The sequence below is a fragment of the Erwinia sp. E602 genome (assembly GCF_018141005.1).
In the GTDB taxonomy this organism is placed as follows: domain Bacteria; phylum Pseudomonadota; class Gammaproteobacteria; order Enterobacterales; family Enterobacteriaceae; genus Erwinia.
In genome coordinates this window covers 408,208-433,082 of sequence record NZ_CP046582.1, presented here as the reverse complement: position 1 = coordinate 433,082, position 24,875 = coordinate 408,208, and the positions used below count along the sequence as shown (strand labels likewise).

Below are 24,875 nucleotides of genomic sequence, written 5' to 3'. Positions count from 1 at the left end.
ATAAAAAATTATTAGTTCTTTTCTCTTGTAAAATAAAATACTCCAACCTTAATTATCTCTGAAAATAATACAACAACAAAAAATACCGCCCCAACTTTGATAGACATAGTTTTAAACATCCATGGCAATGTTGAAATAGAAGGAATCATGAATATCAGCCTGAATGGTGTTTGAACATAGACTATCCAATTCACATACTTCCACTTTTTTAAGAACATTACAGCAGAAAAAACAATCGATACATTAAGCAGTAACGAAAAAGAAAAAAGGACTAGCGAATACGCCCCTTGGTGCGGATAAACATCGCTAAAAGAAAATATATCATCAATCAAAGGAATTCGTCCCTGAGAGATATTCAGCCAGATAAATCTGCAGATGTAAAAGAGGTCAAATATGCCCCAAAAATACAGTACATGTTTCCGATTTAAGATTTTCTTCATTTATTTTCCTCATAGACATCATCAGCGATAACCGGTTGCCAGTGCCACGACTTACCTGTAACAGCCCAGGCATCATCACCTTCAAGGAAAGTTTGTGTTACTTTTCTCTGCTGCCCATAGCGATGTATTACTGATTGCTGACCTGTCTCGTCGATAACATCAGATGGCAAACGTTGCCATTCCTGAATTTTATCTCTTTTCGTATTCATATAGTCCTTTCCTTCAGACCCAAAAACACGCCCCTCATCTCCCATAGAGGTTAAGCGATTAATTGCCATAATTGCAGTATTTTTCAACCCGTGATAATCATGATCGACTGTGACCCAATGTCCAGGCCCTTCTTCCTTTTGCTCACGTGGAAATTCAATTTTCATTTTACCTGGAGTTGATGAATAAAGCGGTGCTGTTTTTCCTGTTGAGTCCGATACCCCCTCAAAAACATCACCCTCTGGTGAGGTAACTTTATATTTAGTAAAAGGCTTAACCTCACCAGTCTCCGCATCTTTGATAGTGAAGGAACCTGAATATCCTTTCGGGAAAGTCACTGGTGGCGTATCTAAACTGGCAGGTCCCGTCTGATTAACATTGGTCGCTTTCAGCAAAATATTCCGCGGACATCCCAGTTCAATATTCCCACCGCTGAGTTTTATATAAGCGCCACCGCAACTTAAAATCAGTTCCTTGCTGGCATTAACCCTCACGCCTCCCTGACCACTGGTGACAGTGATATCCTGTAATGCTGAGACATTCATGGCATCCGCTTGTGCCTGAATATCAACCTTTCCTGCCCCTGCATACATTTTCATTCCTGCAGCCTGTGCAAACAAACTTACAGCTTCGCTTGCAGCTACAGTGAATGATTGCCCGGCACTGATATCGGTATTTTTACCAGACATAAGGCCAATACTTGCCCCGCCTGAAGCAAGTCGGACGGTCTCAGGACTTAGAATCCCTATTCCGGCAGGTGCACTGGCCAGCATTCCTGGCATTTTCAGATATTTCAATGCGTTGTTAAGCACTTTTTGGCTGTCGATGTCTGATACCGTTGCCTTCGCCCCTTTAGCGGCCACCTGAAGGCTTCTGGCCAGCGTGAGAGCCTGTTCCAGTTGTTCTACAGCCCGGTCCATTTCGAGCATTTTACCGCCGACGTCAGGCTGAGCATCCGCGGTCAGCAAAATGCCTTTACCGCCACGAACGCTGACCCAGTCATTAGTTCGCAGCTCTGCCCCTTCCCCCCGCAGCATTCTGGAGGCGTCCACGTTGTGCCCCAGATTAAGCTGGGTCTTTCCCCCGTACTCCGTGCTGAGTTTGATATGCTCTTCCCCGCGCCTGTCTTCCATGCGCAGTTTGTTCAGTCCGGCGGTGCGGATCACGTTGCGGGTGCCGTTCTTTTCCGTCACGTGGTCAGTGTGGCGGGAGTCGTGCAGCGCATGGGCGATATACGGGCGATCGGGGTCACCTTCGTGGAAGGCAATCGCCACCTCGGTGCCCTGAATCAGCGGGAAGTGGATGCCGTAAACGTCGCCGCCGTAGGGCTTAGCCAGGCGCACCGGCATGCTCTCCTGGCCCCGCGCTTTGTCGTCCTGGTCGGCATCAAATTTCACCCGGTACAGGCCCGCCGCATCCTGCCAGGCGTAGATGTCACTGGCTTTTGCGCTGGTGACGCGGGCCATCAGGGTGCCGCTGATTTTCGGGCGCTTCTTCGCCGCCGGACGCCAGCAGCGGGTTTCGCTGTACGGCATACCTTCCCACGCCACACTCAGCGCATTTTTACGGCTTGCCATATAGCCGATGCGGACAATGACCATGCCATTTTCCGTTTCGGACGGGAGCGTTGACGGGAGTGCCGTTTCGTTAATAGTCAGCACCTGCGCCGGAGAAAGAGTCGCATCGCTGCTGAAGCCCGATATTACCGTCTGGTCCGACAAAAAACGTTCATGCTCCAGACGCGCCCAGAAATTACCGGTCTCAGGAGCGGGAGTAATTTTATCTCCGCTCTCAAGGTGTTGCGGACGATAATGGTAGACATCGCCGTAGGTCACCCCATCACCGTCGCCACGGGTCATGTCTGCCGGGGCGGACATCAGGATTTTCTGCGCTTCACGATGGTTGTAATCATTAGCTGTTACCGAACGCGCTACCACATTGTGTCGGACGTTGATGCCCCAGACAGAGTCGACCCCGTTATCATTGGTCCCTGACGGACTGTTCAGCAACAGCGTTTTACCAAACTGCCAGGCGCTCTGCCTGTCCGCAAAGTGCACCACTTCCGTCTGAGTCTCTTTATGCAGGGTGAAGAAGTAAAAAATACCCACTTCAGCCAGCAGGCGCTCGATAAACGCCAGGTCACTTTCCTGATACTGGTTAATCTGAGTACGCTTCGGATACGACGCCTTCAGAACAAATTCGTACTCCCAGTCTTTCAGGCCGTGATCCCGCAGCACCTGCGTCACCACTTCCGGAACCGACTTATTGACGAAGAAACGGTGCGTGCGGAACTGTTTTTCCAGCAATGACAGGAAGGGCTCAATAATGATCTGCCAGGTCACCTGATCGCGTGAACCACTGATACGCTTGAAGTGGGTTATCACCCCGTGAACGACTTTTTGCTCCGCCAACGCGAACAGCGATCCTCCCCCCATTCTCAGGGTCGCTGGTTTGCTCATGAGCTGTGCGGAACTGATACCCTTGTCCCTGCTGGTGAACAGAATGGTGTAACAATACAATCCACTCATAAACTCTGTGCCGTTGAACTCTTCCACGTCAATATCAGCCGTGCAGGACGGAATATCCAGCCGGTAACGGTTGAGCGTGGTTCCTGTTATGGCTGTCTCCGCGTTTTGTAGTGTATCTGTCAGACTCATGATGTTGACTCCATGGGAATAATCTGCTGTTTTTAACGCTCTGCCCACAGGCAGATGCCAGGTTTTATCGGGGGGATCCGGTGAGGACGAAATAAGATGATTACGGCACCGGGCCCAATGGGATACACTCAGACTTAGCTCATCAGGCAATCTATTTAAAAATAAAACAGCCTGTTTTAACCATATTTGCAGATATAAATAACGTGATTAAGAAATGTAGTGAAGAATCCCTTCAAAAAATAACACTGCAACGTTGATAAGCAAGATAAAAATCAGAGTACCCACTAAAACGTTGAGAGCTGGCGATCCATCATTTTTGAATCATTTCATCGTATGGCCTGAGGATTTCCATATCATCAGACCGTATGTTATGAACCACTCCATTACTCACTTCCAGTGCGGAAAAAATACGCCGAGAGTAAGTCGAATTTTTTAAGAATGTAAAATTCGCCCGAATGAAGCACTGTCCGTCCTTATTGAATTTATAAAGCGACGAGGGGATACAAATAAATGCATTAACTATATGCAAAGGTGGATTTAATATAATCTTCTCATCTCTTAACCTCGTCCCTCTTGGATTAATAGAAATGTATTTCAATATGTAATTATCACCATTATTGAATGAGAAACAAACTCCCTCTTCATAAACAATGATATATCCCTCTTCATCAGGTGCAAGCCTGTCACCTATTCCCGGGCATCCCGTTAATGTTACAAAATAAAAAAGAGAAAAATAAAAAGTGTAATTGAATGTCGACAATGAACCTTCATCAGGGAAATCATCTCAATGAGCCCTGTATATTTTTATAAGTTACGTATGGTTATATTGTATGCAGCACCGTCATCGCTACTGTTGGCAAGCCCCAGTGATATCTGTGCCTGATGTTTTATCCACTACATCACGACAATAAGGCAAGAATATTTCTCTTTCTGTTGGAGTTACGTTATAGATACGACCATTTTTAATTTCCAGGGTGACGACCACACTTCGAGGTTTATCTTCATTTTTTTTCGACTTCAATACGTATTCAACTAAGAATTGCCCTTTATCTGGAAAGTGATAAAACGTGGGTGGAATACATAGCTTTCCATCAGTGACTTTGAGCTCAGGAGAAAAATTAAATTTTTTCTCCTTTGAGGCAATTCCTCGTCGATTGATTCCCATGTCTGCAGGTTGATAATCCTGTGCATCATTGACGTTAAAACACACATTATCGCCTTGCTGACTGACTACTGCTGTTTCATCAAATCGCATTCTGTCACCAGGCCCTGGACATCCCGTCAGGATTAGCAGACAAAAAACAACCAGCAACGTAGACCGAAGCACACAAAAACGGGTCTTACTCACCATGGAAACCCCCGTAAAGCATTTTTATAACCTTTGCGTATCACTGGTTCAGAAATGTCGCCATCAAGCGTAACGTCGGGATATTTTTTTGTTTCGAGATGGTTCCATGTCTGATAGCCAAAATTTTGCAGGATAAAATTATCCGCAATAATCTGCCCCTGCTGTTCCATCGGGTATTCACTTAACAAACGGCCATCAAGTGTATAACGATAGCTGACCATCCAGCTGACCAGCCCCCGACCGATAACATTCATCCCTCTTGCTCGCTGCCAGACATGGCTCATTTCATGAATAAACATATGTTGCAGTTCATCTGTTGACTGCGAAAAATCATCCCGATATTCGTCACGAAAGTAAATTTCACCGTTCGGCGTCATCGCCGTATGCGCATTCTGCAGATTAAACGGCAGATAACTGTCCCTGTGGATCCAGACTTTTGGGTATTCAATAGTGGAAGCGAAAACAGACTTTGCCAGTTTTATTTCACCCGCGGTCAGTAGCCTGACGCCACCTTCTTTAATGATGTACTCATCCTGCTTTTTCTCACTCATGCGCAAACTCCAGCCCAATCCCCTCATCCTCACTCCACCCCAGCGTCAGCGTTTTCGGTTTCTGCTGCGCGGCCATGTGAACAAGCAGCTGCTGGCTCAGCACCGGCAGGATCTGCTGGTTGAGCAGGCTGTCGACGTTGCGCGCGCCGGTGTCCGGCAGCAGGCAGGCGACGGTCAGCGCGTCATACAGGCTCTCGTCGATCTGCGTGGTCAGGCCATAGTGGCGGTGCAGGCGCCTGCTGACCTGGCCGAGTTTCATTTCGACGATAGTGCGCATTGCGGGCTCACTCAGCGGGCGGTAAATCACAGTCTGGAAGCGGGCCACCAGCGCGGGCTGGAAGTGTTCGCGCAGGATCGGGCGCAGCAGTTCGTGCAGATCCGCTTCGCTGGCTTCCGGCTGTTCGTCCAGCAGCTGCATCAGGCGTTCGCTGCCGAGGTTGGAGGTCATCAGGATCACGGTGTTACGGAAGTCGATCTCCCGGCCTTCACCGTCGCGCATAACGCCGCGGTCGAACACCTGGTAGAACAGATTTATCACGTCGCGGTGCGCTTTTTCGACTTCATCAAGCAGCACCACGCTGTATGGGCGCTTGCGCACCGCTTCGGTGAGGATGCCGCCCTGACCGTAGCCGACGTAGCCCGGCGGTGAGCCTTTCAGCTGGGAGACGGTGTGCGGCTCCTGATATTCGGAGAGATTGATGGTGATCAGGGATTTTTCGCCGCCGTAAAGCACATCGGCGAGCGCCAGCGCGGTTTCGGTTTTGCCGACGCCGCTCGGGCCGACCAGCAGGAATACGCCCTGAGGGCCGTTTTCAGACGTGAGCCCGGTTTTCGCCGCACGGAGGCGCCGGGCGATGGCTGCCAGGGAAATATCCTGACCGACCACGCGCCTGCCAATGTCCTGCTCCAGGTTCAGCAGTTCGGTCTGTTCGTCTTTCATCAGTGAGGAGAGCGGCACGCCGGTCCAGTCGGCAATCACCGTGGCGACGGTGCGCACGTCCACATCGACGGAGAGCAGCGGGCTGCTCTGCTGCATCGCGTTCAGCTGCTGCTGCAGGTCGCGGGTCTCATTCTGGCGCGAGAGGTCCTGGCGGGTTGCCAGCAGCCGTTCGGTCAGTTTGAGCTCTTCTTTATACTGCTTCTCCAGCGCTTCCAGCGCCGCAGTCAGGCGGGTCTCGTCCTGGGCGATAGTCGCCAGGCGTTCACCCTGTGCAGGGTCGCCGACCGCAATATCTTCCAGCAGCGCCTGCTTCTCCATTGCCAGCGAACTGAGCTGCACGCGGATGCGGGTCAGCGCTTCCGGTACCGTATCAATGCTCATCCGCACGCGGGCGGCAGCGGTGTCGAGCAGGTCAACCGCTTTGTCCGGCAGCTGGCGGCCGGTCAGATAGCGGCGCGACAGCGACACCGCCGCGCGCACGGCGGCGTCGGTGATATGTACGTTGTGGTGTCCGGCGTAACGGGCTTTGAGGCCTCTGAGCATCAGGCAGGCGGCGTTGTCGTCCGGCTCATCCACTTTAACCATCTGGAAGCGACGCTCCAGCGCGGCGTCGCGCTCAAAATACTGTTTATACTCGGACCAGGTGGTCGCCGCGACAGTGCGCAGTTCGCCGCGCGCCAGCGCCGGTTTCAGCAGGTTGGCCGCATCCGCACCGCCCGCCTGGTTACCGGCACCGATAATAGTGTGCGCTTCGTCGATAAACAGCAAAACCGGTACCGGCGACTGCTGTACGGCGTCGATGACGTTTTTCAGGCGCTGTTCAAACTCGCCCTTTACGCCTGCGCCCGCCTGTAACAGCCCGAGGTCAAGGGTGCGCAGAACCACCGGCCTGAGCGACTCCGGGACGTTGCCTTCAGCAATACGCAGCGCCAGCCCCTCCACCAGCGCGGTTTTGCCGACACCCGGCTCACCCACCAGAATCGGATTATTTTTGCGACGTCGCGAAAGGATGTCGACCATCTGGCGGATTTCGGTATCACGCCCGAACACCGGGTCGATTTTGCCCTCTCTTGCTTTGGCGGTAACGTCGAGGGTGAATTTATCCAGCGCATTTTGCAACGCAGGCGACAGCTCGCCCTCTTTCACTTCGCTGCCCGCCGGATGGCCAGTGATTTCCACGCCGCCGCCGGAGGAAACAGTCAGCGCTTCTTCCTGCTGCAGTTCGGCGCGTTCGTCCGACTGCGCATCGAGCAGCCCGCGCAGACGCTCCAGCTGGCTCTTGCCCAGGGTCAGCAGCGGCCACAGGCCGTCACAGCGAATGAGTTTCGGGCTGTCAGTCAGTGCCATCAGCAGGTGCAGGCTGCGGATCTGCTCTTCGCCCTGCAGGGAGGCCGCCATCCACGCCTGTTTCAGCAGCGCGTGGAGCGAGTCTGCAAGCGCCGGGCGGCCGCGTACTGAACGCGGCAGAGTATCCAGCCAGCCGAGCAGCGCCTGCCACATGCCGTCCATGTCCCATTCGTAGCGGCGTGCCAGCACCGTGAAGTCGCCTTCGCCCTGCTCCAGCAGTTTGAGCAGCCAGTGTTCGGGCAGGATTTCAGCGTGCGCGCGGGTCTGGCACAGAGAGGCCGCCCCTTCGAGGGCGCGGGCACAGTACGGGTTGAGACGACGTAACAGGACGGCTGAATTTTCCATTTTTCTCTCTCTTTATTTTTCCAGGACACGCTACCGCCCATCGCTGTTTACTTACCAAAGCGCATCAGGTCAGGCAGATTGGGGTTTTCCTGAACGCCCGGCGGGCAGTCGCTCAGGAAAACTGCGGACAGGGAACCCTGTCCGCAACGGATTTGCCTTTATAAATCAGGCAGTAGCACGTTCATTCCATGAATCGGAATGAATGATGTTGCCGTCTTTGTAGGTCCAGGTGATTTTTTCGTAGCGCAGTTCGATCTGCTCGAGGTGGTTGTGCTTCTCTTTCGCCGGATCTTTGATGTCGTGCATTTTCGGCGCGACTTTCACCAGCTTGACGTTCTCCAGTTTGGTGTTGAAATATTCAACTTCCTGGCCCGCGTCATTGATTTTGTACCACTTGAACTCAGCGGATTTCAGGGTCTGACCGGTGGTCACCGCTTTGTAGAGATACGGGCTGGATGAGTCGATCTCCTTGGTGAAGATAAATGGCGTGTGTACGCGGGTGCCGGTCAGCTTGCCGGTGTTGTTGTCGGTGGGGATGTACAGGGTGTGATCCTGCGCGACCACCTCGATGCTGCCTTCGCGATCCTGTACGTCAACAGAGCCTTTGATGTCAGCGCCGCCGTCGTCCTTCAGCCACAGATATACTGGAATTGCCATGTGTTAGTTCTCCATTAGGTTGTTATCAACGTCATCTTCCTGCGATGACGTAAGGGTACTGCCAGGTATCCGGCAGGCGTCTGCCTGCGGTACCAGACTGATTTCGACACGGCGGTTGAGCGCGCGCCCTTCCGGCGTGTCATTGGTAGCGACCGGGCGGCTTTCGCCATAGCCCTGCACTGCGAAACAGCTTTCCGGCACGTCGCCGGTGTCACGCATCCAGTTGCGCACCGCTTCGGCACGCTTCAGAGAGAGCGTCTGGTTAAGCCCGGGATTGCCGGTGTTGTCGGTATGCCCGGCAACGACAATCAGCCAGCCCGGTTTGGCCCTGATGCCCACCAGTGCGTTCACCAACAGCCTGGTGGAGCCGGGTTTGAGGTCGTATCTGCCGGAATCGAACAGCGACATGCTGTCGAGGCGGAGGGTTTCTGGCCCCTGAACGATTTTATTAATGACAGGCGGTGGCGGTGGCGGCGGAGCCCAGTCGCTGAGCGCCGCCTCCACCGGCGGGATCAGGCGCATGCCCTGATACAGGCCCAGGCGATAGCGAACGGGTTCGCCCCGGCGCAGCCAGTCATCCAGCAATGCCCCGTCGGCGCGCAGACGCTGCTGTGCCCGTAGTTTTGGTGTTAAAGGTTCGCCGCTGAGGTGGTGATACAGCTTCAGGTGATCGCTGACGCTGTGGATCAGCCGCTGGTTATTGATGTAAGAGGCCAGCATGGCGAGCACCAGAAAAGCGCCGCCGGTCAGCCCGACGTAACGCCAGAACATCATCCTGCTGCTGATGCCCCGCTGACGGGGCAGTGCCGACAGCAGCAGCTCAGGCAGCGGTAAAGGTTCTCCGTCAGACAGAGACCGTTCCGGCTCCAGCGCGGTGATAGCGGCAACATGCTGCTGCCAGAGGTTATCTGCCACGCTGGCGATCGGCAGCATACAGATCCCCTGCGCACAGGGTTTCATCGCCGGGAGTTCGCCCAGGCGTGCGGACAGCAGGCTGTCCACCGTGCCGCTCTGCCACGCCAGAAAGCCGTCCAGCCACAGGGCCTGACTCAGCCGTGACAGACGTCCGGCGGCATCGTCCTCCCGGGTCCATTCGCTCAGGGATACATTTCCCTGCCCTGGCTGATGCACCTGAATGCCTGCCCGGTTGCTGACGGTGGTAAACCAGACCGGCTGCGGATCCGCACTGGCCGCTGGCGGAGAAATCCAGCTGACGGTCCACAGCGGGGGCAGGCCACCCAGCGTGCTGCGGCACTGCACCATCGCGCGCTGCCAGCCCCGCAGCTGCTGCGTAAATGCATCCGCGGAGAGATGGCTTTCCGGCACAACGGCCAGCAACACCGACATCCTGTGGACCAGCGCCGGACGGACCAGGCTCAGATGCCGGACCAGCAGCGGCAGTTGCTCAGCATCCTTAACCCACAGATACCAGCCCTGGCGGGTTTCCCGGTGACGGGTTTCCGGCGCAAACAGCGCGGCGTTGTCTCCGCAGGCCAGCACGACGGCCCCCTGGAAATCTTCCGGCGGCAGGCCGTCATCCTGAATAGCCCTCAGCGCCGCCTCCCGCCTGCGTGATACCGTTCTCTGTCGCCATAACAACGCGCCACAGGCCAGCAAAACCAGCAGGCTGAGCGTTATCCGGCTGCCCACCGTGAGCGGCCAGAATCCGAAGATTAACCACAGACACAGGATGCCACTCAGGGTGGTCAGCAGGCTCCGGTAATAATCGCGCATCATTTACCCCATGCTGCCCATCTGTGCCACCATCCCGGACAATGAAGCGGAGAGGAAAAACCAGAGCGCAACCAGCGTCACGGCGCCCCCTGCCCAGGAGAGCCAGTACCCGCGGCGGCCGCTGCGTAAACGGGAAGCCCGGGCGACAATCGGCGCGTCCTGCGCAAGGGTAAACGGCGGAACCCGTTCCCTCAGCGCCCGGATCACATCCTCACGGCGTTCGTCATTTTCCGCGCGATACTGCCCGACAAAACCGAGCTGAAGCGTGCGGTACAGGCACAGCAGTACCGCCTGATCCGGCGCCGTTTCCTTAAGCAGGTTGCGAATACGCTCCCACAACTCCTCGCCCGCATTCAGCGTGCCAAAAAAATGCGCCTGTAACGGGTCACGCCGCCAGGTCAGGTAGCCATCATCCGTCTTACCGCGATTCAGCACGCTTTCATCAAGCAGCGCACACAGGGCATACACCATATGGTCGCGGCTGACCTCGCTGTAGCCCGCATCGGTCAGGGCCGTGCGGGCGTCCTGAACCAGGCGACAGGCGCGACGGTAGAGTTTTCCTCCCTCGCGAACCTCCTGTCCGCCCCGTAGCTGGCTGACCATCAGCCAGCCGGGATAGAAGATGCGTTCGATTTGACTGTGATCGGATGTCTTCATGTGCGCAGTACCGCAAAGAGTTCGAGCTTCACCTCACCGAGTGAACCCGGGGTATAGAACGTGCAGCAGCCCGCTTCCAGCATCGCCCGCGCGGCATCGGTACTCAGATCCAGTGAGAAATACTGGTTTTCCAGACGCAACGGGATGGCTGCCGGAACATGGCTGAGCGGTTTGATGACCATGCCGCTGAGGGCCACGTTAACCACGTCCGAGACATCGTCGAGGCTGCCGGCTTTACACAGCTGTGGGAATTTACTCTGCAGCTCGTGATTCGGCATTGACGAGCGAACCGACAGGTAGAAATCGGCCCCTTCGCGCAGGCGGGCATCATGCAGCGAGCCTCGCCAGATCTGATCGACATGCTCCAGGTAAATGCTGATGACACGGGAGGGCAGGCTGGCTTCCAGCAGCTTATCGAGCAGCGTCAGCAGCGGTGGGAAAACCTGTTCCGGCGCATCATGCTGCCAGGCCGGAATATCCGCGGTGTCATGCTCCAGCGAAAACGTCAGCAGGCTGCCCGCCAGGCGCACCAGCTCCCGGTACAGGAGTTCCGGATGACGCGACGGGGTCTGTAACAGCTCCGCCAGCACCGGCTCAGCGCTGTTCAGGGCATTGAGCAGCCAGAACAGGGACACATCCGCCACCGCGAAGTCCGCCATCCGTTCGTTGCTCTCGCGACGCATCGCCATCAGGCGATGGCGACGTGCCTGCAAACGACTCAGCAAATCGCTTAACCCGGCCACCAGCAGCGGGCTGGCAGACAGGGCGAGTAGCGGCGGAATAAACGACGCGTCGCGGCTCCACTGCCCCTGGGCATTGCGTACCAGACGGGCCACCGGACACGTCAGCCAGGCGCTGTTCTCCTGGGTTGCCAGCCGTAACGTCATCGCATGGCGGAGAATGGCCAGCTCACCACTTTCGTGACCGGCCAGTTCCTGCACGTCGACGCGTTCCGCTTTCCATCTGCGCGGGCGCTCGCTGTCCTGACCGTCATCCAGATTCCCGCCGTTGGCGCTCATCAAAGGCAGCGCCAGCAACACCTCTACGGAATCACGGTCTGCGGCCGCAGACAGATCGCAGACCGGCGGAAGATTGTCTGAACAGTTAGAATCCACCAAGGTACCGTCCGGGAAACGAACCACCATACGAACGGCATTCAGCCGGGAGAGTGCCAGCGCGGCATCGTCAAATTCCGCCGCCAGAACGCCCCACGGGTGAGCAATCCCCATGCGGGCGACGTTTTCCGCTACATAAGCATCCCAACGGGCCTGTTGCTGAAACTGCTGTGGGGCCAGCATGGCCCCGTCGGTCCATAACGGACGATAAATTTTCATCCCTGTTATCCCGCCTTAGGCTTTCGCTTTCGGCATCTGGGAAACCAGTGACAGGTTGACGTCCATCCCTTCCACCTGGAAGTGGGGAATGGCGAACAGCCTGACGCGGAAGAAGCCAGGGTTGTCTTCGATATCTTCGACAATCACTCTGGCATCGCGCAGCGGGTGGGAAGCCTGCAGCTCGTCGCCCGGATCGGTCATTTCCGTTACCAGGCCGCGCACCCAGGTGTTCAGCTCCAGCTCCAGCAGGCGGCGATCTTTGGTGGTACCGATGTTTTCGCGCTGGATCAGCTTCAGATAGTGCGCAATGCGCGACAGCAGGAAGATATACGGCAGACGCGCGTTGATGCGGCTGTTGGCCGTGGCGTCGGCGGTGTCGTACAGCGCCGGTTTCTGCGTCGAGTTGGCGGAGAAGAAGCACGAGTAGTCGCGGTTTTTGTAGTACGAGAGCGGGATAAAGCCGAGGTTAGCGAACTCAAATTCGCGGGTTTCCGGGATCATCACCTCAGACGGGATCTTCACCTGGTTGCCGGTGCCGAGGTCGTAAAGATGGATCGGCAGGTCGGTGACTGCGCCCCCCGCCTGCGGGCCGCGGATCTGCACGCACCAGCCGTTACTGATAAAGCTTTTCACCATGTTGGCGGCGAAGGCGAAGGAGGCATTGGTCCACAGGTATTTGTCGTGATCCGGGCCTTTCACTTCTTCCACGTAGTTAAAGCTGCGCACCGGCACGGTATCCGGGCCGTACGGCAGGCGACCGAGCACGCGCGGCATGGTCAGGCCGATATAACGAGCGTCGTCGGTTTCGCGGAACGATTTCCACTTAAGGTATTCGGCACGGTCGAAGTAGTTGCCGATATCTTTAATCGCCGCCACCTCTTCCATATGGTCTTTCAGGAAGAACTGCGGGCCGGCGGAGCCGATAAAGGGCATATGCGCGGACGCGGCCACTTTAGAGATATTGCGCAGCAGCGCCACGTCCTGCGCCGAGGCGTCGAATTCGTAAGAGGAGATCAGCGCGCCGATCGGCTCGCCGCCCGGAGTGTCGTATTCGGCGATATAGGTGTGTGCGTACAGGCCACTCTGGATAATTTCCGGGGAGTCTTCGAAGTCCTGACGCAGGTCCTCTTTCGACAGATCCAGCACTTCAATCTTCACGTTCTGGCGGAAGTCGGTTTTGTCGACCAGCGACTTCAGGCCACGCCACAGGGATTCCACTTTCTGGAAGTCGTCGTGGTGCATCACCGCATCCAGCTGGCGGCTGATCTGCTCGTCCAGCTGCGCGATATGGTGGTCCAGCAGGGCTTTATCCAGCTTTTCAACCTGAGAACCGGACTGGTTCAGGCACTCAACCAGCACCTTCATCGCGGCAGTGACGCGCTCGTCGACGCTGGCATCGGACATCGCCTGGCTGTCCTGCCAGATATTCAGGTCGCTGAGGTGCGACACCGGGCTGAGATTGATTTTTTCAAACAGCGAAGCGTAAACGCCGCTTACAGCGGGGCGATCCTGCACGGTGGTGGTGCCGGCAGATGAGGTTTCATTTTGCACAGACATTAACATTCTCTCTTTATCATTCCATGAGTTTCCCCGTCACGCTTCAGGCTGCAGGTGCGCTGGCTGCTCTCGCTCGCCCGAATCACTTACTGAAGTAAGCTCTGCGGGATTCGCTCACTCGCCGCCTTCCTGCGACCCGAATCGTGTGGGGCTATCGTCAGCAGTCAGGCCCGTTCAGGGGCCAGGGCAGACAGTTCGCTGCGCAGTTCGTCGCTCAGTGCCGGGTTTTTCAGGATGGTTTCCAGCTCTTTGCGGAAGGTGACGTTATCCAGCAGGTTGGCTTTCAGGTCGCGCAGCAGGTTGCGCATCGCCAGCATCGCTTTGAGCTGCGGGATCTGGCGGGCGACCTGTTCCGGCGAAAAGTCCTTCATATTGCTGAAGGTCAGTCTGACGTTCTCTTCGCTGCCGTCGCCGGCGAGGGTATTTTCTACGGAGATGTTTAATGACGGGGAGAACTCCGCCAGCACGCTGTCGAAGTTGTTTTTGTTGACGTTGACCTTCTCACGCAGGGACAGCGCGCGCTGCTCCTGACCGTTGCTGAAGTCGCCGGTGACCAGCAGCTTTAATGGCAGCTCGGTTTTACGGGCCACGCCGCCGGTGTGCAGGTCCAGTTTAATATTAACGCGCGCCTTAGGGATCTCACTTTGATAAGAATTACTCATAATTACTCCTGTAAAAATGGGTACGGAAAGCAGCATTACGCACACTTTCCCTGTGTGTAGAGGCGCGACTATACCGTAGTCTGACTTATGCGGGCAAAGGGGTAATTTACGAAATGTGATCTGATTTATATAGGAATTATCTGTAAATTTGAGTTAAGTTACTGAATGAAATGGTTAATGCATGAGCTAAAATAATCTCATAAGGAAATGAACATCCGGATTTTAAGACTTGCAAAGCCGCCTGTCAGACACGCAAACATTACAGAATGATTAACTGTTTCGTTAACTCACTGTCATGGATGTTGATCACTTTCTTGCCGGCGCTGAGGGTCTTAATGGTCGCTGAAAGACCTTAACACTGGCAGTAATACATACTGAATACGCCTGTGCAGGAGAGGCCGACCATGTCATGGCGCTTCACGTAAATCGCTTTTCCCTGGCGCAGGAAATGTCGGCGCTGGCCTGGTATCAGCCCTCGTCAGTGGCGTAAAGTTGAGGTGAGGCAAAGATAGTCGTTACTGATAAGAATTTTCCAGGTTCCCTCTTCCTGAACACCCGCTATCCTGTGTACACTCTGGGTCAGGAAATTTCCTTCGCAGGCACACCGCTCTCCACGGCTTCGCACAGTGCGTAACGCCCCACGAATGTAAAGATACTGCCAATATCGGAATCTGGCTAAACCATCGTCTTAAATGGGTGTCGAACAGTTGTACCGCAATTGAGTCTTTTTTGTGCGTTACCGCCCCTGAACCCCATAAACGTAACCACGAGAAAAAATGAATCAGTCGCAAAAATTCCACAGAGGTTTACTCCATCCCCGCTACTGGCTGACCTGGTTTGGCGTCAGCGTGCTGTTCCTGCTGGTGCAGCTGCCCTACCCGCTGCTGTATAAACTCGGCAACTGGATGGGCCGCACCTCAATGCGCTTCCTGAAACGCCGGGTGGCGATTACCCGTCGCAATCTGCAGCTCTGTTTCCCGGAGATGGAGAGCGCGCAGCTTGAGCGCAGGATCGTGGGTAACTTTGAATCCCTCGGCATGGGCCTGCTGGAAACCGGCATGGCCTGGTTCTGGTCAGATCGCCGCGTAAAGCGCTGGTTCAGCGTCGACGGCCTGCATAATCTGAAAGCCGCGCAGCAGGGTGGACGTGGTGCGTTAATCATCGGCGTACACTTTATGTCGCTGGAGCTGGGTGGCCGCGTGATGGGCCTGTGCCAGCCGATGATGGCGATGTACCGCCCGCACAACAATAAGCTGATGGAGTGGGTACAGACCAAAGGGCGCATGCGTTCCAATAAGGCGATGATTAACCGTCGCGACCTGCGCGGTATGGTGCAGGCGCTGAAGCACGGTGAAGCCGTCTGGTTTGCCCCGGATCAGGATTACGGCCCGAAAGGCAGCGTGTTTGCACCGCTGTTTGCGGTACCGGAAGCCGCCACCACCAGCGGTACCTGGATGCTGGCACGCATGGCTAAGCCGGCGATGATCACCGTCGTCCTGATCCGCAAGGATGACGGAAGCGGTTACGAGCTGGTGATTCAGCCAGAGCTGAAAGAGTACCCGATCGACAGCGAACAGCAGGCCGCGGCCTATATGAACCGGGTGATTGAGCGCGAGATCATGCGTGCTCCGGACCAGTATCTGTGGCTGCACCGTCGCTTTAAAACCCGCCCGGTGGGCAACGCTTCGCTGTATTGATTACCCGCCGCCAGCGCCGCCGGGCGCTGGCCTGTTTCTGCGTACCCCTGCGTTCTGCCTTACGTTCTCTGCCCTCAACCTGATTGCTCAGTCCTGTGGCTCCTGACCCCTGGCTTCTGCCACACCGCTCACACTAATTCCATATAGTGAAACTGTTTGCACCCTTTGTGATCGCAGGGGGTATTTTCTCCCCATAAGGGTGCGCGATAGTAGCGTAACTTTTAACCCACCCTCGATTATTAGTAAATCTTTCCAGCGAATTCATACCACTGCAGATCTGGCATTTGATTTGCAATGCAGTGAATGCCTGCGGCTTCCCACAGGCTGCATGCACTACAGCGTGTCATACCCATAACAATACGATTTCGCCACACAGGATGCTCTATGAAAAAAATGATGCTCTCCACTTTGGCCGTTGCGGTAACCCTGTTTGCCGCAGTGAATCAGGCTCATGCTGGCACCACGCTGGATGCGATTAAAAAGAAAGGATTTGTGCAGTGCGGTATCAGCGATGGTCTGCCAGGGTTCTCTTACGCCGACTCAACCGGTAAATTCACCGGCATTGACGTCGACGTGTGCCGCGCCACGGCTGCGGCAATTTTCGGCGATGCCGGTAAAGTGAAATACACACCGCTGACCGCCAAAGAGCGCTTTACCGCGCTGCAGTCCGGTGAAGTGGATATCCTGTCGCGTAACACCACCTGGACTTCTTCGCGCGATGGCGGCATGGGCTTTATCTTCGCCGGCGTGAACTACTACGACGGTATCGGCTTCCTGACCCACCAGAAAGCCGGCCTGAAAAGTGCCAAAGAGCTGGACGGTGCCACTGTCTGTATTCAGGCCGGTACCGATACCGAGCTGAACGTCGCCGATTACTTTAAAGCCAATAAAATGCAGTACACCCCGGTGACCTTCGACCGCTCCGATGAATCCGCGAAAGCGCTGGATACCGGACGTTGCGATACGCTGGCGTCCGATCAGTCGCAGCTGTATGCGCTGCGTATCAAGCTCGGTAAACCGGATGAGTTTATCGTGCTGCCGGAAGTGATCTCCAAAGAGCCGCTGGGCCCGGTGGTTCGCCGCGGTGATGATGACTGGTACACCATCGTGAAATGGTCGCTGTTTGCCATGCTGAATGCCGAAGAGATGGGTATCACCTCGAAAAATGTCGATCAGATGGCCGCTAAACCGACCACGCCGGATATGGCCCACCTGCTGGGTAGCGAAGGTGATTTCGGTAAAGACCTGAAGCTGGACAATAAGTGGGCTTACCACATCGTGAAGCAGGTCGGTAACTATCAGGAAGTTTTTGACCGTAACGTCGGTAAAGACAGCGCGCTGAAAATTGCCCGCGGGCAGAACGCGTTGTGGAACAACGGCGGTATTCAGTACGCGCCCCCAGTACGTTAATTCCCTTTGATTACCGGGCACCGGTCCGCCGGTGCCCTCGGCAGAATTTTCGTCACTGAGGTTGCAACATGTCTCAACGCCCAACCGTTAAAAGGGATTTTTCATTCAGTAATCCTGCGGTTCGCGCCTGGCTTTATCAGCTCGTTGCGGTTATCGCCGTGTTAGCCGTCGCCGGCTATCTGTTTCACAACACCATTATTAACCTCGCCAACCGCGGTATCACCTCCGGTTTTGCTTTTCTCGATCGCAGCGCCGGTTTCGGCATTATTCAGCACCTGATCGACTACAGCGAGGGCGATACTTACGCCAGGGTGTTTCTCGTCGGGCTGACCAATACCCTGCTGGTCTCCGCGCTGTGCATCGTGTTTGCCTCCGTGCTCGGTTTCTTTATCGGCCTGGCGCGCCTGTCGGATAACTGGCTGTTGCGTAAAATTTCGATGGTGTATATCGAAACCTTCCGCAATATTCCGCCGCTGCTGCAGATCTTCTTCTGGTATTTCGCCGTACTGCGCAACCTGCCCGGTCCGCGTCAGGCGCTGAACGCCTTCGATCTCGCTTTTGTCAGCAACCGCGGGCTGTACATTCCCTGGCCGGAGTATGCCGCCGGCAGCGGGCCATTTGTCGCCGCCGTGCTGGTTGCCGTCGTCGCCAGCTATGCGCTGTTCCGTTACCACCGTCTGCATCAGCGCAAGACCGGCCAGCTGCGGCGTACCTGGCCCGTTGCCCTCGGGCTGCTGATCGTACTGCCGCTGGCCACCAGCCTGTTTGCGGGCAACCCGGTGCACTGGGATGTGCCACAACTGAGTGGTTTTAACTTTCGCGGCGGCTTCGTGCTGATCCCGGAGCTGGCGGCGCTGACGCTGGCCCTGTCGATTTACACTTCGTCGTTTATTGCTGAAGTGATCCGCGCCGGTATTCAGTCGGTCCCCTACGGCCAGCATGAGGCGGCGCGCTCACTCGGGCTGCCGAATCCGGTGACGCTACGTCAGGTGATCATTCCGCAGGCGATGCGGGTGATCATTCCACCGCTTACCAGCCAGTATCTGAATATTGTAAAAAACTCATCGCTGGCGGCGGCCATCGGCTACCCCGATATGGTGTCACTGTTTGCCGGGACCGTGCTGAATCAGACCGGTCAGGCGATTGAAACCATCGCCATCACGATGGGTGTATATCTGATTATCAGCCTGACGATTTCGCTGTTAATGAATATCTACAACCGCAAAATCGCGCTGATTGAGCGTTAAGAGAACGGGGCAGTTATGACAGCCACTCTGCATGAAACCACACCCGCCGACGCCGGCACGCTCTCACGTGCGCTGGTCTGGGCGAGAAAAAATCTGTTCTCCAGCTGGGGAAATTCGCTGCTGACCCTGTTCTGCCTGTGGGTGATGTGGTCGCTGATCCCGCCGGCGCTCAACTGGCTGATTTTCCAGGCCAACTGGGTCGGCAGCACCCGGGCAGACTGTAGTAAAGAAGGGGCGTGCTGGGTATTTATCCACGCGCGCTTTGGCCAGTTTATGTATGGCCTCTATCCGCAGGAGCTGCGCTGGCGCATCAATCTGACGCTGATCGTCGGCCTGCTGTCGATTATTCCGATGTTCCTCCGCGCGCTGCCGCGCCGCGGGCGTTACATCGCCGGCTGGGCGGTGATCTACCCGCTGCTGGTCTGGCTGCTGCTGTACGGCGGGTATTTTGGACTTGAACGCGTGGAGACCCGCCAGTGGGGCGGCCTGACGCTGACGCTGATCATCGCCTCGGTGGGGATTGCTGGCGCGCTGCCGCTCGGTATTCTGCTGGCTTTGGGCCGCCGCTCGCGGATGCCGGTGGTGCGCACCCTTTCGGTGGTGTTTATCGAGTTCTGGCGCGGCGTGCCGCTGATCACCGTGCTGTTTATGTCCTCGGTGATGCTGCCACTGTTTATGGCAGAGGGCAGCACCATCGATAAGCTGGTGCGCGCGCTGGTCGGGGTGATCCTCTTTCAGTCCGCGTACGTGGCGGAAGTGGTGCGGGGCGGGCTGCAGGCGCTGCCTAAGGGGCAATATGAAGCGGCTGAGTCGCTGGGGCTCGGCTACTGGAAAACCCAGGGGCTGGTGATCCTGCCCCAGGCGCTCAAGCTGGTGATCCCCGGACTGGTCAATACCATTATCGCCCTGTTTAAAGATACCAGCCTGGTGATCATCATCGGCCTGTTCGATCTGTTCAGCAGCGTGCAGCAGGCCACCGTCGATCCCGCCTGGCTGGGAATGTCGACCGAAGGCTATGTCTTTGCCGCACTGATCTACTGGATCTTCTGTTTCAGCATGTCGCGCTACAGCCAGCATCTGGAGAAGCGTTTTCACACCGGGCGTTCGCCACACTGAGGTTTACCATGACAAAAATGATGACGTCTTCTGACGACGCAATGATGATTACGCTCGATAACGTGAACAAGTGGTATGGACAGTTTCACGTGCTGAAAAATATTAACCTGCAGGTGAAGCCCCGCGAGCGCATCGTCCTCTGTGGACCTTCCGGCTCCGGTAAGTCGACCACCATTCGCTGTATCAACCACCTGGAAGAGCATCAACAGGGGCGGATTGTGGTCGATGGCACGCTGCTAAATGACGATCTGCGCAATATTGAACGTGTGCGGACGGAAGTCGGCATGGTGTTTCAGCACTTTAATCTGTTCCCACATCTCAGCGTGCTGCAGAACTGCACGCTGGCGCCGATCTGGGTGCGCAAAACCTCGAAAAAAGAGGCGGAAGCCTTAGCCATGCACTACCTCGAACGGGTGCGTATCGCCGAGCACGCGCATAAGTTTCCCGGCCAGCTCTCCGGCGGGCAGCAGCAGCGCGTGGCGATCGCCCGCTCGCTGTGCATGAAACCCAAGATCATGCTGTTTGATGAACCGACCTCCGCACTGGACCCGGAGATGGTGAAGGAGGTGCTGGATACCATGATTGGGCTGGCGGAGGATGGGATGACTATGCTTTGCGTGACCCATGAAATGGGCTTCGCACGCACCGTTGCCGACCGGGTGATCTTTATGGATCGCGGTGAGATTGTTGAGCAGGCTCCGCCGCAGGAATTCTTCTCTAACCCGCAGTCTGAACGCACCCGCGCTTTCCTCTCCCAGGTTATCCATTGAGCCCTGTCGCAGGCTGGCGCTGCTGAACATGCCGCCCGGCGACGGGCGGCATTCTCTGCTCCTCCTGAATACCCGCGTAGTCAGTAATCCCTTCAGCGCCTCTGTCAGGGTCAGTATGTTACGGCCCACAGCGCGGATATCAGCGTCACGCCTCTTTGAACACGGTATATGAAAACGTGCGCCAGCCAGTGCCGGAGAACGGGTAACGGGTAACGGGTAACGGCGTTATTCGGATTATGTTTTCTTCATGATATTGCGGCTATCCGCCATGCTTTTTTAATACCTGCATCCTGTAGATCGCCTGGATTTTATTCTTTTTTTGCTGTTTTTAGCAGCCGTTTTACCGTTTTTAAGTGCTGAAAACGCAAAAAAGCCCCGTGCTTTCGCACGGGGCTTCTTTACTTGTTTGATGCCTGGCAGTTCCCTACTCTCGCATGGGGAGACCCCACACTACCATCGGCGCTACGGCGTTTCACTTCTGAGTTCGGCATGGGGTCAGGTGGGACCACCGCGCTAAAGCCGCCAGGCAAATTCTTAATTTACCGAACTCACGCTTTAAAACTGGTGCTGATACCCAGAGTCGAACTGGGGACCTCACCCTTACCAAGGGTGCGCTCTACCAACTGAGCCATATCAGCACACTTTATCTTCTTTACTGCTTAATTTGATGCCTGGCAGTTCCCTACTCTCGCATGGGGAGACCCCACACTACCATCGGCGCTACGGCGTTTCACTTCTGAGTTCGGCATGGGGTCAGGTGGGACCACCGCGCTAAAGCCGCCAGGCAAATCTTGGTGTCTGAAACGAATCTTTTGTGCTGATGCCGCGTTGGCTGCGCTCGTCAGTTCAGTCACATACCAACGTATGCTCCTTCTCTGCCTTCGCTTGCCGCCTTGCCTCAGCGCAAAATCTTCCGTTTCCTACAAATTTGTTATCCGGTAAAACAAGCTGAAAATCTTTGCGTCTCTCGAACGCCACCAGAACGCTTCTGGCGTTGTAAGGTTAAGCCTCACGGGTCATTAGTACCGGTTAGCTCAACGCATCGCTGCGCTTACACACCCGGCCTATCAACGTCGTAGTCTTCAACGTCCCTTCAGGATTCTCAAGGAATCAGGGAGAACTCATCTCGAGGCAAGTTTCGCGCTTAGATGCTTTCAGCGCTTATCTTTTCCGCACTTAGCTACCGGGCAATGCCATTGGCATGACAACCCGAACACCAGTGGTGCGTTCACTCCGGTCCTCTCGTACTAGGAGCAACCCCTCTCAATTCTCCAGCGCCCACGGCAGATAGGGACCGAACTGTCTCACGACGTTCTAAACCCAGCTCGCGTACCACTTTAAACGGCGAACAGCCGTACCCTTGGGACCTACTTCAGCCCCAGGATGTGATGAGCCGACATCGAGGTGCCAAACACCGCCGTCGATATGAACTCTTGGGCGGTATCAGCCTGTTATCCCCGGAGTACCTTTTATCCGTTGAGCGATGGCCCTTCCATTCAGAACCACCGGATCACTATGACCTGCTTTCGCACCTGCTCGAGCCGTCACTCTCGCAGTCAAGCTAGCTTATGCCATTGCACTAACCTCACGATGTCCGACCGTGATTAGCTAACCTTCGTGCTCCTCCGTTACTCTTTGGGAGGAGACCGCCCCAGTCAAACTACCCACCAGACACTGTCCCCACGCCGGATTACGGCGCCAGGTTAGAACATCAAACGTTAAAGGGTGGTATTTCAAGGATGGCTCCACGCAGACTGGCGTCCACGCTTCAAAGCCTCCCACCTATCCTACACATCAAGGCTCAATGTTCAGTGTCAAGCTATAGTAAAGGTTCACGGGGTCTTTCCGTCTTGCCGCGGGTACACTGCATCTTCACAGCGAGTTCAATTTCACTGAGTCTCGGGTGGAGACAGCCTGGCCATCATTACGCCATTCGTGCAGGTCGGAACTTACCCGACAAGGAATTTCGCTACCTTAGGACCGTTATAGTTACGGCCGCCGTTTACCGGGGCTTCGATCAAGAGCTTCTCGCAGCGCGATAACCCCATCAATTAACCTTCCGGCACCGGGCAGGCGTCACACCGTATACGTCCACTTTCGTGTTTGCACAGTGCTGTGTTTTTAATAAACAGTTGCAGCCAGCTGGTATCTTCGACTGCCTTCGGCTCCACCCGCGAGGGGGTTCACCTACCGACAGCGTGCCTTCTCCCGAAGTTACGGCACCATTTTGCCTAGTTCCTTCACCCGAGTTCTCTCAAGCGCCTTGGTATTCTCTACCTGACCACCTGTGTCGGTTTGGGGTACGATTCGATGTTACCTGATGCTTAGAGGCTTTTCCTGGAAGCAGGGCATTTGTTACTTCAGCACCGTAGTGCCTCGTCATCACACCTCAGCGTTGATAAGGTCCCGGATTTACCTAAGACCTCCGCCTACATGCTTAAACCGGGACAACCGTCGCCCGGCTAACATAGCCTTCTCCGTCCCCCCTTCGCAGTAACACCGAGTACGGGAATATTAACCCGTTTCCCATCGACTACGCCTTTCGGCCTCGCCTTAGGGGTCGACTCACCCTGCCCCGATTAACGTTGGACAGGAACCCTTGGTCTTCCGGCGAGCGGGCTTTTCACCCGCTTTATCGTTACTTATGTCAGCATTCGCACTTCTGATACCTCCAGCAGACCTCACAGTCCACCTTCGACGGCTTACAGAACGCTCCCCTACCCAACAACATTTACATGTCGCTGCCGCAGCTTCGGTGCATGGTTTAGCCCCGTTACATCTTCCGCGCAGGCCGACTCGACCAGTGAGCTATTACGCTTTCTTTAAATGATGGCTGCTTCTAAGCCAACATCCTGGCTGTCTGTGCCTTCCCACATCGTTTCCCACTTAACCATGACTTTGGGACCTTAGCTGGCGGTCTGGGTTGTTTCCCTCTTCACGACGGACGTTAGCACCCGCCGTGTGTCTCCCGTGATAACATTCTTCGGTATTCGCAGTTTGCATCGGGTTGGTAAGCCGGGATGGCCCCCTAGCCGAAACAGTGCTCTACCCCCGAAGATGAGTTCACGAGGCGCTACCTAAATAGCTTTCGGGGAGAACCAGCTATCTCCCGGTTTGATTGGCCTTTCACCCCCAGCCACAAGTCATCCGCTAATTTTTCAACATTAGTCGGTTCGGTCCTCCAGTTAGTGTTACCCAACCTTCAACCTGCCCATGGCTAGATCACCGGGTTTCGGGTCTATACCCTGCAACTTAACGCCCAGTTAAGACTCGGTTTCCCTTCGGCTCCCCTATACGGTTAACCTTGCTACAGAATATAAGTCGCTGACCCATTATACAAAAGGTACGCAGTCACACCACGAAGGTGCTCCCACTGCTTGTACGTACACGGTTTCAGGTTCTGTTTCACTCCCCTCGCCGGGGTTCTTTTCGCCTTTCCCTCACGGTACTGGTTCACTATCGGTCAGTCAGGAGTATTTAGCCTTGGAGGATGGTCCCCCCATATTCAGACAGGATGTCACGTGTCCCGCCCTACTCATCGAACTCACAGAATGTGCGTTTTTGTGTACGGGAGTATCACCCTGTACCCTGCGACTTTCCAGACGCTTCCACTAACGCACAAACTGATTCAGGTTCTGGGCTGTTCCCCGTTCGCTCGCCGCTACTGGGGGAATCTCGGTTGATTTCTTTTCCTCGGGGTACTTAGATGTTTCAGTTCCCCCGGTTCGCCTCATGCCACTATGTATTCATGACATGATAGTGTGTCGAAACACACTGGGTTTCCCCATTCGGGTATCGTCGGTTGTAACGGTTCATATCACCTTACCGACGCTTATCGCAGATTAGCACGCCCTTCATCGCCTCTGACTGCCTAGGCATCCACCGTGTACGCTTAGTCGCTTAACCTCACAACCCACAAGCGTCCCGCAGGACAACTCGAAAGCTGCAAGCATTTGAGAGACTCGAACATATCGTTGATTTCATTCTTATTACGGAGAATGAAAACGATACGTCGTTTCAATTTTCAGCTTGTTCCGGATTTTTAAAGAGCGTAATACTTCGCAGCATACTGTTAACCAGTACACTCTGAAGTATTGAAAACAGACAATATGGTGGAGCTAAGCGGGATCGAACCGCTGACCTCCTGCGTGCAAGGCAGGCGCTCTCCCAGCTGAGCTATAGCCCCATACAGTCGTGCA

17 protein-coding genes, 2 tRNA genes and 3 rRNA genes are annotated in these 24,875 nt (G+C 55.3%); 5 read left to right on the top strand and 17 right to left on the bottom strand.

The window, feature by feature from the left end; genetic code table 11:
- Positions 1–11: 11 nt before the first annotated feature.
- The 12 genes from GKQ23_RS03405 to tssB all read right to left on the bottom strand — a co-directional run bounded on the left by GKQ23_RS03405 (position 12) and on the right by tssB (position 14,436).
- Positions 12–440 (bottom strand): hypothetical protein, encoded by a 429-nt coding sequence (locus GKQ23_RS03405; protein ID WP_212409765.1) that lies wholly within the window; start codon positions 438–440, stop codon positions 12–14.
- Positions 437–3,304: a type VI secretion system Vgr family protein gene (locus tag GKQ23_RS03400; RefSeq protein WP_249168467.1), complete on the bottom strand. Its 2,868-nt coding sequence runs from the start codon at positions 3,302–3,304 to the stop codon at positions 437–439. The genes GKQ23_RS03405 and GKQ23_RS03400 overlap by 4 nt, the downstream gene beginning before the upstream one ends.
- A gap of 310 nt (positions 3,305–3,614) precedes the next feature.
- Positions 3,615–4,064, bottom strand: coding sequence for a putative T6SS immunity periplasmic lipoprotein (locus GKQ23_RS24140; protein ID WP_371820045.1), 450 nt, complete (start codon positions 4,062–4,064; stop codon positions 3,615–3,617).
- A gap of 87 nt (positions 4,065–4,151) precedes the next feature.
- Positions 4,152–4,655 (bottom strand): putative T6SS immunity periplasmic lipoprotein, encoded by a 504-nt coding sequence (locus GKQ23_RS03395; protein WP_371820044.1) that lies wholly within the window; start codon positions 4,653–4,655, stop codon positions 4,152–4,154.
- On the bottom strand, positions 4,649–5,203 hold the full coding sequence (locus tag GKQ23_RS03390; RefSeq protein WP_212409763.1) for a type IV secretion protein Rhs: 555 nt from the start codon (positions 5,201–5,203) through the stop codon (positions 4,649–4,651). Before GKQ23_RS03390 ends, GKQ23_RS03395 begins: the two co-directional genes overlap by 7 nt.
- Positions 5,196–7,835 (bottom strand): type VI secretion system ATPase TssH, encoded by a 2,640-nt coding sequence (gene tssH, locus GKQ23_RS03385; protein ID WP_212409762.1) that lies wholly within the window; start codon positions 7,833–7,835, stop codon positions 5,196–5,198. Before tssH ends, GKQ23_RS03390 begins: the two co-directional genes overlap by 8 nt.
- 165 nt (positions 7,836–8,000) lie before the next feature.
- On the bottom strand, positions 8,001–8,492 hold the full coding sequence (locus tag GKQ23_RS03380; RefSeq protein WP_056234940.1) for an Hcp family type VI secretion system effector: 492 nt from the start codon (positions 8,490–8,492) through the stop codon (positions 8,001–8,003).
- A gap of 3 nt (positions 8,493–8,495) precedes the next feature.
- Positions 8,496–10,226 carry an OmpA family protein gene (locus GKQ23_RS03375; protein ID WP_212411534.1) on the bottom strand — a complete coding sequence of 577 codons (1,731 nt, stop codon included), beginning with the start codon at positions 10,224–10,226 and terminating at the stop codon, positions 8,496–8,498.
- Positions 10,227–10,229: 3 nt separating this feature from the next.
- Positions 10,230–10,883, bottom strand: coding sequence for a type VI secretion system protein TssL, short form (gene tssL / locus GKQ23_RS03370; RefSeq protein WP_212409761.1), 654 nt, complete (start codon positions 10,881–10,883; stop codon positions 10,230–10,232).
- Positions 10,880–12,217, bottom strand: a complete 1,338-nt coding sequence (tssK, locus tag GKQ23_RS03365) for a type VI secretion system baseplate subunit TssK (protein WP_212409760.1) — start codon at positions 12,215–12,217, stop codon at positions 10,880–10,882. Before tssK ends, tssL begins: the two co-directional genes overlap by 4 nt.
- 15 nt (positions 12,218–12,232) lie before the next feature.
- Entirely contained in the window at positions 12,233–13,780 is a 1,548-nt protein-coding gene (gene tssC, locus GKQ23_RS03360) for a type VI secretion system contractile sheath large subunit (RefSeq protein WP_212409759.1), read from the bottom strand.
- A gap of 158 nt (positions 13,781–13,938) precedes the next feature.
- On the bottom strand, positions 13,939–14,436 hold the full coding sequence (gene tssB, locus GKQ23_RS03355) for a type VI secretion system contractile sheath small subunit (RefSeq protein ID WP_212409758.1): 498 nt from the start codon (positions 14,434–14,436) through the stop codon (positions 13,939–13,941).
- Between the two features lie 776 nt (positions 14,437–15,212).
- Here tssB and lpxP point away from each other — a divergent pair.
- The 5 genes from lpxP (at position 15,213) to GKQ23_RS03330 (ending at position 20,676) form a co-directional block, all read left to right on the top strand.
- On the top strand, positions 15,213–16,133 hold the full coding sequence (lpxP, locus tag GKQ23_RS03350; protein ID WP_212409757.1) for a kdo(2)-lipid IV(A) palmitoleoyltransferase: 921 nt from the start codon (positions 15,213–15,215) through the stop codon (positions 16,131–16,133).
- A gap of 384 nt (positions 16,134–16,517) precedes the next feature.
- The gene (locus GKQ23_RS03345) at positions 16,518–17,543 is read left to right on the top strand and encodes an amino acid ABC transporter substrate-binding protein (protein WP_056234955.1); all 1,026 of its coding nucleotides are present in this window, start codon (positions 16,518–16,520) and stop codon (positions 17,541–17,543) included.
- 68 nt (positions 17,544–17,611) lie between these two features.
- On the top strand, positions 17,612–18,790 hold the full coding sequence (locus GKQ23_RS03340; protein WP_212409756.1) for an amino acid ABC transporter permease: 1,179 nt from the start codon (positions 17,612–17,614) through the stop codon (positions 18,788–18,790).
- Positions 18,791–18,805: 15 nt separating this feature from the next.
- Positions 18,806–19,906, top strand: coding sequence for an amino acid ABC transporter permease (locus GKQ23_RS03335; protein ID WP_212409755.1), 1,101 nt, complete (start codon positions 18,806–18,808; stop codon positions 19,904–19,906).
- Positions 19,907–19,914: 8 nt separating this feature from the next.
- Positions 19,915–20,676, top strand: a complete 762-nt coding sequence (locus tag GKQ23_RS03330) for an amino acid ABC transporter ATP-binding protein (RefSeq protein WP_056234961.1) — start codon at positions 19,915–19,917, stop codon at positions 20,674–20,676.
- 411 nt (positions 20,677–21,087) lie between these two features.
- Here GKQ23_RS03330 and rrf (GKQ23_RS03325) read toward each other — a convergent pair.
- The 5 genes from rrf (GKQ23_RS03325) to GKQ23_RS03305 form a co-directional block, all read right to left on the bottom strand.
- Positions 21,088–21,203, bottom strand: a 5S ribosomal RNA gene (rrf, locus tag GKQ23_RS03325).
- A gap of 35 nt (positions 21,204–21,238) precedes the next feature.
- Positions 21,239–21,314: transfer RNA gene (locus tag GKQ23_RS03320), tRNA-Thr, on the bottom strand.
- 31 nt (positions 21,315–21,345) lie between these two features.
- A 5S ribosomal RNA gene (gene rrf / locus GKQ23_RS03315) occupies positions 21,346–21,461 on the bottom strand.
- A gap of 213 nt (positions 21,462–21,674) precedes the next feature.
- Positions 21,675–24,582, bottom strand: a 23S ribosomal RNA gene (locus GKQ23_RS03310).
- Between the two features lie 204 nt (positions 24,583–24,786).
- Positions 24,787–24,862, bottom strand: a tRNA-Ala gene (locus tag GKQ23_RS03305).
- Positions 24,863–24,875: the final 13 nt, after the last annotated feature.